Origin of the sequence: Desulfosporosinus lacus DSM 15449 (assembly GCF_900129935.1) — a bacterium.
GTDB classification, from domain to species: Bacteria; Bacillota; Desulfitobacteriia; order Desulfitobacteriales; family Desulfitobacteriaceae; genus Desulfosporosinus; species Desulfosporosinus lacus.
This window is the reverse complement of sequence record NZ_FQXJ01000045.1, coordinates 1-9,786: the sequence shown is the minus strand read 5'-3', so window position 1 is coordinate 9,786 and position 9,786 is coordinate 1. Positions and strand designations below refer to the sequence as shown.

The window sequence follows — 9,786 nt, the reverse complement described above, 5'->3', positions numbered from 1 at the left end:
TGCCAAGGACTTAATCGATGCGGGAACCGTGACCCTCAGTGAAGCGGTGTGTACTCGGGATGATATTATGACTTATTTGATTAGTAAAGGCCTGCCGCCCAATACGGCGTTTAAGATCATGGAGCTGGTGCGTAAAGGAAAGGCTTTATCGAACCCTGAAAAATGGGCTGAATACGAAGCTTTAATGAGGGAGCATAAGGTCCCGGACTGGTATATTGATTCCTGCCGAAAAATAAAATACATGTTCCCTAAAGCCCATGCGGCTGCTTATGTTATGATGGCCTTCCGCATAGCCTGGTTTAAGGTGCACATACCCCAGGCTTATTATGCAGCCTACTTCACCATTCGAGCAAAGGCTTTTGACGCTGAATTTATGATCTTCGGCAAAGAAAAGGTTAAGGCCAAGATGAAGGAAATTGAGGAACTGGGTAATGTTGCCACCCCTAAGGATAAGGATATGTACGATGACTTGGAATTGGTTTTGGAAATGTATGAAAGGGGCTTTAAATTCCTGCCCATTGATTTGTACAAATCCCATGCCACAAAATTTCTCCTTGAGGAGGATGGCTTAAGACCGCCCATCAACAGCATATCCGGCATGGGAACAGTGGCAGCCGAAGGTTTATACAACGCTGCCCAAGAAAAGCCCTTCAATTCCGTAGAGGATGTGAAGAAACGGGCTAAGATCGGGAATGCTACTATAGATTCACTGCGGAAATTTGGCTGCTTTAAAGGAATTCCGGAAAGTGATCAGATGAGTCTTTTTGATGTGATTTAATAAGTGATTAAATACTGAAACACTAAGCCACCGTTCACACAATGAAAAACGGTGGCTTAGTCATTTCCTTAAAATTCCTGATGGATTTGCTGGATTCTCAGGACAAGTTTCATCTTTTGGTTTGGAAGATTATGCTATAATATTTTAATAGGTTGTCGAGGGACGGTTAGCCGGAGTTAACCACTAAATTGCTAACGTTATGGACTAATTCGTATTTTATCTCTACAGTTGGAGGTGCGCCGTCAGCAATCGTGAAGCAGTATATTGAAAGCCAAAAGGTTTCAGAGAGGAGAGGTAATGCCTTGCATAAGGCTGCAGGTTAGAAAGAACGGAAACTTTACTCGCGGATTGCTATATTAGGAAAAGATGCCATACCGGATTTAATGAGTGTTGTGGATAATGGCAGACTTTTTGAAGTATAGCAAGCGATTGATACATTAGGTGCTATTGGGGATAAGACCGATGAACATAGTGCATTGCTACAAATTGATGAGTTCGAGATATCGAAGTATGATACTTGACGAAACTATTTTGGCAGGTGAACAGAATGGACTATTTTACTGTGAAAGAAGCAGCTGAAAAATGGGGAATCACAAGCAGAATGGTGAACTATTATTGCTCAGAAGGCCGCGTTGAAGGCGCTGAAAAAAAAGGTAATCTGTGGCTTATACCCCAAGACAGCAAGAAACCATCCCCTGGCAGGAAGCTCGTCGGGGAGGGATTTTTAGAGGTCAGCTGTACGGCGGAGAATGACCTTATGCCTGATTTAGCAATAAAACGAACCGCTCAAATTACTGAAACAAAGCTCTGTCTGCCAAGATTGAGCAAAAACATAGTTCAACGAAAAAATATTGAGAAAAGGCTTGGCCTTCTGCCGGAATGTAAGCTCGCCCTTGTATCTGCGCCTGCAGGATATGGAAAAACTACGGCTGTAGTGAATTTTCTTGAGAATTCGGATGTAAGATATGCCTGGTTATCAATTGATGAGACCGACAACGATCCGGTAAGATTCTGGAATTACATAAAAGCATCCCTTGCCCAATGCCTTAAGGATGAAGAAATTTTAAAGGATGTCTCAGTCAATGCGGAGCTTGTGACCTCCAATATTACCGTAGATCTGATGATTAACATTTTCAGTGGCATCCCTGAGAACATTGTCCTCGTAATTGATGATTATCATCTGATTCATAATTCAAGTATTTTAAAAAGCGTAGAGTACTTTGTGAAATATTTACCTCATAAGCTTGGCATGATAATTCTTAGCCGCCAAGAAAATGAGGAACTGTCTAGGCTCTGTTCTAAAGAAACGGTCATCAGTCTCGGTATCAGAGATCTATCCTTTAGTCTGAAGGAAACCAATGAGTTTTTTTTACAAAGGGCAATTCGATTAACTGAGGAAGATATTGCACTACTGGATAAAAATATAGAGGGATGGGCGGCGGGACTTGTAGCGGCATCCTTTTCCCTAAAGGAGAGTCAGAGTATCTGTACGTCGGTTAAGGGTTTTTCTGCAAAAGACAGAAATATCACCGGGCTGCTGGAACAAGAGGTTTTCAGGGAGTGCCCCGACGCGGTCCGGGAGTTCTTTGTCCATACATCTTTTCTGGACAAACTTTCCGGCTCGCTTTGTGCTTGGGTAACTGGCAACGCCCAAAGCGCTAAATTACTGCGTACACTCTCCAGGACAAACAGCTTCATCATTCCGCTGGACCGTGAGGATGAGTGGTTCAGGTACCATCATCTCTTTCAGGAGTTTCTGATGTCAAAGCTCCTGGAGGAGGGGTTTTCTTCTCGCAGCACGCTCTATAACCATGCGGGACAGTGGTATCAGGAGCACGGATTTATCAGGGACGCCATCAACTGCTATTTAAAAGCGGAAGAATATGAGAAAGCCTTTCCACTTGTATGGGATATTTACCTGTCCCTTACTCAGAGCGGCGAATACTCAACCTGGCGGAACTGGATGGAGAGTATTCCGGAAGAACTCAGTGAAAGTGACGTGCAGGCCTGCACCGGCTTGTCATGGGTTTTTTCCATGGAGAATCAGCTTGATAAGGCGGAAAAATGGGCCGGCAAGGCACAAATATGTCTGGACCGTATCAAAGACGGCCTTCAACCAGCGGAAAAAGAATTTCTTGAAGCAAATATTACCATGGCTCGTGCCAATACCGCAGTTTTCAGAATGGATGCCGCCGCTGTGCTTCTATATTACAGGAAGGTTTATGATTTAAAGCTGTATACCCCTATTGTTGTAGGAGAGATGAATCCCGGCGAGCCGTATCTTATAAAAACAGCTTACGGTTTTAAAGGAAGAATGAGTCGGGTCTGTGAGGTCTATGAAAGCATTATTGAGGATGCGCCGAGGGTCTTGGGTAATTTTTCTGCCTATTTTTCCGTAGTACTTGCCGAATTCCAATACGAGCGCGGAGATCTTGATGCGGTTTATAACACTCTGGTAAAGAGCATGGGCAGAATAACTGGACTGAAGAACCCCGGAATTATCATTCCCTGCTTTATTACGCTGGCAAAATTAAAAAAAGCCAGGGGTGATTTGGACGGAGCGCTTAACATCATAGAATCAGGCAGAGCCATCCTTGAAAACAGGAAGAACGTCTGGAGTTATTTTTTCGATGTCTTCACAGCCGGCCTTTTTATAAGCAAGGGAGATGCAGACAGTGCGGCAAAATGGATTGCTACCAACCGCCTTGGAGTATTTGACGCTATTTCCGCTTCCCGTGAATTTGAATATTTTGTTTTTACAAGATATTTAATCTTGATTAACCGTTTAGATGAAGCACAGATTTTACTGAGCAGACTTGTGGACTTTTCAATCATGGAAAACAGGCTGGGAAGCCAAATTGAGGCCCTGTGCCTTTCTGCGATTTGCTCCAATCGGCTGGGCGAGACTTCAAACCCGATGCAGGCACTCCACAGAGCGCTGAAGCTGGGTTATGAGGACGGCTATGCGCATACCTTTGTCGATGAAGGTCAGCCCATGGCCGATCTGCTGGCAAATTACCGGGCATGGATCAGGCAGACCGGCAATGATCAATATGACAGGTATTCCAGACATCTGTTGAAGCTGACGAAAGAGAACATCCGAATACATACAGCAGCAGCCTTGCATGACAAAGCCGCGAACTCCGGCGAAAAACCCGCTCTGAGCGTATTGAGAGACAGGGAGCTTGCGGTTTTGAAGCAGCTTGTAGAGGAACGCTCGAATCAAGAGATAGCGGAAAAGCTTTTTATCTCACTCAGAACGGTAAAACATTACAACGCACGGATTTTTGAAAAGCTTGGGGTCAAGAATCGGCTTGAAGCGATCATCAAAGCTAGGGAGCTTGGAATCAGTATTTAAGTGAGGAAACATATGCAAATAAAGCAGCTTTGTTCAAATAGTCTTGGACAGGTTGCTTTTTCTTTTGGAAAAAATTGTACCTTGGTACAATTACAAAATTATAAAGTAAGGAATAACATGGCAAATTAGAGATTACTTATTTAAAGTAAATATGACGGAACTTTATCGAAAGTAAAGCGAAAATAAGAAGTGTAAATATTGGGGGATGTTAGAATATGAGCAAAAGAATTATCGCGTTGTTGTTGACTGTCATCATGGTAATAGGATTTACCCCATTGCATGCATACTCAGCCGAAATTACCGGCGAGGGGTATTCTTTTGATTCCGTCAGCAAAACATTGACCATTGCCAGCAACGGCGGGACGACAAATTGGCAGAATGACCCTGGCATAGATAGAGGCAGTGTTAAAAAATTACTCATTGAAAATAGCGTGACTGCTATTCCGGAGAGTGCCTTTCAACGATTACCATTACTGATATCGGTTACCATTCCCGACAGCGTAATTTCAATGGGTGATTGGGCCTTTGAATGCGATTTTGGGCTGGTGGCTGTCACCTTTCTCGGAAGTACTGCCCCGAGTTTGGGCCAGGGCGTGTTCAGCGATTGTAAAACGGGTTTTCGGATTTACTATCCGGACGGAGGCACCGGCTATGACAGTCTCGGCTACACCGCCTACAGTGCTCCGGTCGTTGGCGATGGCTACTCCTTTGTTCCGGAAACTGGTAGGTTGACGATCTCCAGCAACGGCGGCACGTCGAACTGGGGAAGTACAAACAAAATCCCAAGAAATATAATTACGTCGTTGGTGATTGAAGAGGGCGTGACTTCCATCTGTGAATCTGCTTTTGAAACCTGTTCGTCCCTGCGGGAAGCTGACCTCCCCGACAGTCTGACTTCTCTTGGGATTTATGCATTCAGTTGTGCCGCTCTGACGGAAATAACCATTCCGGACGGCGTGACCGTCATTTCTGATTCGGCTTTTTATGGTTGCCCGTCGCTAAGTTCGGTTACGATTCCGGACGGTGTCACTTCCATCGAAGACTTTGCGTTTACATTTTGTCCGCTGACAGCGCTGAATCTTCCTCAAAACCTGACTTCCATCGGCAGTAATGCATTCATGGGCTGTCGATCCTTAGCGACGTTGACTATCCCTGACAAGGTGACTAACATCGGTGCTAATGCTTTTTCAGGGTGTTTTTCTCTACAGAAAGTCACAATCCCGGCTGGGATAACCTCCATCGGAAATCAGGCGTTCTCTTCAGGTACTTTGCTTGCCTCTGCAACGTTTAAAGGGATGAGCGCTCCCACATTTGGCACTAGTGTGTTTGCAGCATGCCAAGCCGGCTTTACTATTTATTATCCAGCCGGCGGCACCGGCTATGACAGCCTTGGATACACTGCCGTGCCAATCGCGGATTCAACGCCCCCCGTCGCACCCGTTATCCTCTCTCCTGTTGACGGAAGCACTATAAGCACCAACCTGCCCACGTTCACCGGAACGGCCGAAGCGGGGAGCACCGTTTCGGTTTTTCTGGACGAAATATCCGCAGGCACGACAACCGCCGATGCGGCAGGCAACTGGAGCTTTACACCGGTGGCGGCTTTGACTGACGGTACGCATAACTTAAAGGCCACGGCAAAGGATGCAGCTGAAAATGTAAGTGAGGATTCGAATGTTTGCACGTTTACAGTGGATACGGAACCTGTGACGGTAACATCGGTAACGGTGAAAACAGCACCGGACAAGACCACTTATACGGCAGGAGAAGTCCTTGACCTTACCGGCCTCGTGGTGACACTGCATAAGAGCAACAGTACAACAGAGGATGCAGCCTTCGTTGAATTCGGTATAAAAGGAATTACAGTTAGCCCGGCGAACGGCACGGTACTTTCTAGCGCTGATACAGCGGTTACCATCACCTACACCGCAGATAATAAGTCGGTGAACCAGGCTATAACAGTCAATCCGGCATCGGAACCCGTGACAGTGACATCGGTAACGGTGAAAACAGCGCCGGCTAAAACTACCTACACCGAAGGAGAAAGTCTTGACCTTAGCGGTCTCGTGGTAATCCTTCACAAGAGCGACAGTACGACCGAAGAAGCAGCTTTTGCTGAATTCGGCACAAAAGGCATAACAGTTAGCCCGGCGAACGGCACGGCACTTTCTAGCGCTGATACAGCGGTTACCATCACTTACACTGCAGACAGTAAGTCAGTGAACCAGGGTATCACTGTCACTCCGACCCCTGCCGAAGATAGTGATGCAGCTATCAGCCTGACAAGCGTAAATTACAATCAGAACGAACCTGCCGATGTTAGCACCACCATCACCTGGAACAGCGCCAGTACGGTGACTGAGGTGGTTTACGGCATAACCTCTTTAACCACGCCTGAGGGATATGTTGTTACGGGAAGCGCAATAACTATCAGAAGCAGCTATCTGGAGACCCTTGGGCTGGAGAAAGGCGATAAGGCCGAATTTGAAATATCCTTTGATAAGGGAAACTCTGTCATATTCACCGTCAACATTGTTGACAGCTCAGATACTACCCCGGTCAGCCACAGCATCACCGTTGAAAACGATGGTCACGGCACAACAAATGCCAGCCCAGCTTCGGCTTTGGCGGGTACGGAAATCATCCTGGCAGCAACACCGAACGATGGCTACCACTTCAAGGATTGGCAGGTCATCAGTCCGATAGGATTAACCATTGTCGAAAACATTTTCATCATGCCGGATGAGGCTGTAACCGTAAAAGCCATCTTTGAGGAAAACTCTGTGACAAGTTATACCCTTACCGTAAACGGCAGCTACGCCTCCGAGTCAGGTGCGGGTAGCTACGTCGAAGGTGTGACGGTCAGCATTAACGCAGGAAGTCGCAGCAATTACACATTCAGTGGCTGGAGTTCAAGTGATGGTGTGACCTTTGCTAACCCGAACAACGCTGCCACCACCTTCACTATGCCGGCAAGGAATGTGAACGTCACAGCTGCATGGAGCTATAATGGGGGGGGAGGCGGTTCCACAGGCGGTGGCGGTTCGAGTTCTTCGACGCCGACCTATAAGGCGGATATTGTCGCAGGCAACGGATCGAAGACGGCCCTCCCGGTCACAGTCAATAAGAATACCGGAAGCGCATTTTTAGACGTAAGCTCTCAGGGAAGTCTCACATCAGGCGAGAATGTTATCACGCTGCCCTCAATCTCCGACGTTGACACCTATTCAGTCGGCATACCGGTTCCTTCTCTGTCGACGCCTGACAGGCAAGGCATCTTGACGGTTAATACTGGTACAGGCGTGCTGACAGTTCCGTCGAATATGCTGACAGGCGTTTCCGGAGCAAGCGGAAATAAGGCGGAAATCACCATCGGTCAGGGAGATAAAGCCAGTTTGCCAGTGGATGTAAAAGCCGCCGTAGGTAACAGACCGTTAGTACAGCTCACGCTGTCAGTCGATGGCGAACGGACCGACTGGAACAATCCCTACGCTCCGGTAACGGTTTCCATACCCTACACGCCGACAGCGGCGGAGCTGGCGAATCCCGAAAGCATCGTCATCTGGTACATCGACGGCAGCGGTAATGCGGTTTCCGTACCCAACGGCCATTACGACCCGGCGACCGGAACCGTAACCTTCTTTACCACCCATTTCAGTCATTACGCAGTGGCCTATGTGCCTAAGACCTTCAGCGACCTTGCTGGTGTGGAATGGGCAAGAAAGGCCATCGAGGTCATGGCCTCCAAGGGCATAATCAGCGGAACCGGCAAGGATGTTTTTTCCCCAAGTGCAAACATCACCAGAGCCGATTACATGGTATTGCTGGTAAATACTCTGGGACTTACGGCCGACTTCACGGATAACTTTGATGATGTAAAGCCTGGTGTTTACTATTATGACGCTGTGGGCATTGCCAAAAAGCTGGGAATCGCTGCAGGCAGTGGAACCAACCGGTTCAATCCAACAGAAAGCATATCCAGGCAGGACATGGTTGTGCTGGCCGCCTGCGCTCTTGAGAAATATAAAGGGCTGAAAGCGGCAGATAACAACACAGTTCTGGAGAAATTCAGCGATAAAGGAGATATCGCCGAATATGCGGCAAATAGCCTGGCTGCTATGGTTAATGCAGGATTGGTAGAAGGCTGCGAAAACAAGCTGAATCCGCGTTCGTCTGTTACCCGCGCTGAAGTGACGGTATTCCTCTACAATATCTACAACAAGTACCCGGAAGCTCAGGTCATCGCTGCTCCTACGCTTTTAAGATTTGCGGGGCAAAGTAACATTGAAACGGCTCTGACCGTTGCCAAGGCAACTTACCCGGATAAGGCAAGCAATGCTGTTTTAGCCACAGCCGATAATTATCCGGACGCTTTGGCAGGAAGCGTCCTGGCCTATCAGCTTGACGCTCCCATTCTCCTCGTAGGTAGCTTGGAAGCAGATCAGGAAAAGGTCATAGATTACCTGAAATCCAATTTGGAGCCGGAAGGAACGGTTTATATCCTGGGCGGCACCGCCGTTGTCCCCAGCAGGATAGAGGAGAAAATACAAAATAGCGGCTTTAATCACATTACCAGAATAGCCGGTGAAACCCGTTATGATACCGCTGTTAAAATAGCGGAACAATTGAAGGTCAAGACAGGAACCCCGGTGGTGCTGGTCAGCGGAGAAAACTACCCCGACGCTTTGGCTGTCAGCAGTATTGCAGCACAAAACCAGTTTCCCATTCTCTTAGTTCAAAAAGACGGGATTGATGAAGCTGTGAGTCAGGAGATCGCCGCGATTAAGCCGAATAAAATTTATATCATCGGACTGCAGGGAGCAATCAGCCCAGCCGTGGAAATTCAAGCGGCCCGGCTTACCAATTTGGCGGCGGAGGATATCGTAAGGATCGGCGGCGCTGACTGTTTTACGACCTCTCTGGCCGTAGCGGAATACTTCAATTTAGGGAGTCAGACCGTCTGCATAGCCACCGGGAACAATTTTTCAGATGCTTTGGCTGGCAGCGTCTATGCGGCTAAATATAAGGCTCCGATTATCCTGACGGATAAGAACCTTCCTGAAGAGATAATGGAGTACCTCGAGTCCAGAAAACCAGCTGAAATGGTTATCTTTGGCGGAGAGGCCGTGGTCGGCAAGGAAATTGAGCAGATGCTTAGAGAATTGGCAGATGTATAGAGGAAAAAGGTGGGCGCGCCATTATCAATCTTTCGCTTCAATGGGGATAAAGAGCCGGATATTGACTTGAATTTCTCAGGAGAATATCAGGCCAAGGCCCATAAATATACAGAGGTCATCTTTGGCAAGGGTACAACCTTTAAGGCCGGAACCATCGGTACTATCGCCGAAAAAACAGCCTTCGGCTACGTGAAAAAATATTATGAGGAAAAAAGCCGTACCGTAAACAAGGCAGAAACTCTGAGAGTCTCCAAAGGCTGCACCGGGATAAAACGAACCTCAGGGCAGCACCCGGGAGGAATCATCGTCGTGCCGAAGGGACGAGAAATCTTTGAATTTTGCCCCGTTCAACATCCTGCCGATGACTCCAATTCGGACATTATAACCACCCATTTTGATTATCACTCCATTGATTCCAACCTCTTAAAGCTGGACATCCTGGGTCATGACGACCCGACGGTCATCCGAATGCT

The 9,786-nt window shown here is 47.4% G+C and carries 3 protein-coding genes and 2 pseudogenes; all 5 read left to right on the top strand.

The genetic code is table 11. The features are described from left to right. Positions 1-778, top strand: a 778-nt coding sequence (locus tag BUB11_RS26290; RefSeq protein ID WP_486598922.1) for a helix-hairpin-helix domain-containing protein, incomplete at its 5' end; no start/stop codon positions are given. Positions 779-954: 176 nt separating this feature from the next. Next, positions 955-1,101, top strand: a pseudogene (locus tag BUB11_RS26730) (transposase); the annotation flags it as partial. Between the two features lie 224 nt (positions 1,102-1,325). Continuing rightward, positions 1,326-4,136, top strand: a complete 2,811-nt coding sequence (locus BUB11_RS28990; RefSeq protein ID WP_073033582.1) for a winged helix-turn-helix domain-containing protein — start codon at positions 1,326-1,328, stop codon at positions 4,134-4,136. A gap of 215 nt (positions 4,137-4,351) precedes the next feature. Beyond that, positions 4,352-9,313, top strand: coding sequence for a leucine-rich repeat protein (locus BUB11_RS26275; protein ID WP_073033580.1), 4,962 nt, complete (start codon positions 4,352-4,354; stop codon positions 9,311-9,313). A 36-nt stretch (positions 9,314-9,349) separates the two neighbouring features. Continuing rightward, positions 9,350-9,786, top strand: a pseudogene (locus BUB11_RS26270) (DNA polymerase III subunit alpha); the annotation flags it as partial.

Excerpts from the sequence above, each read along its gene's own strand:
- BUB11_RS28990 (WP_073033582.1), top strand. The coding sequence starts at position 1,326 with ATGGACTATTTTACTGTGAAAGAAGCAGCTGAAAAATGGGGAATCACA.
- BUB11_RS26275 (WP_073033580.1), top strand. The coding sequence starts at position 4,352 with ATGAGCAAAAGAATTATCGCGTTGTTGTTGACTGTCATCATGGTAATA.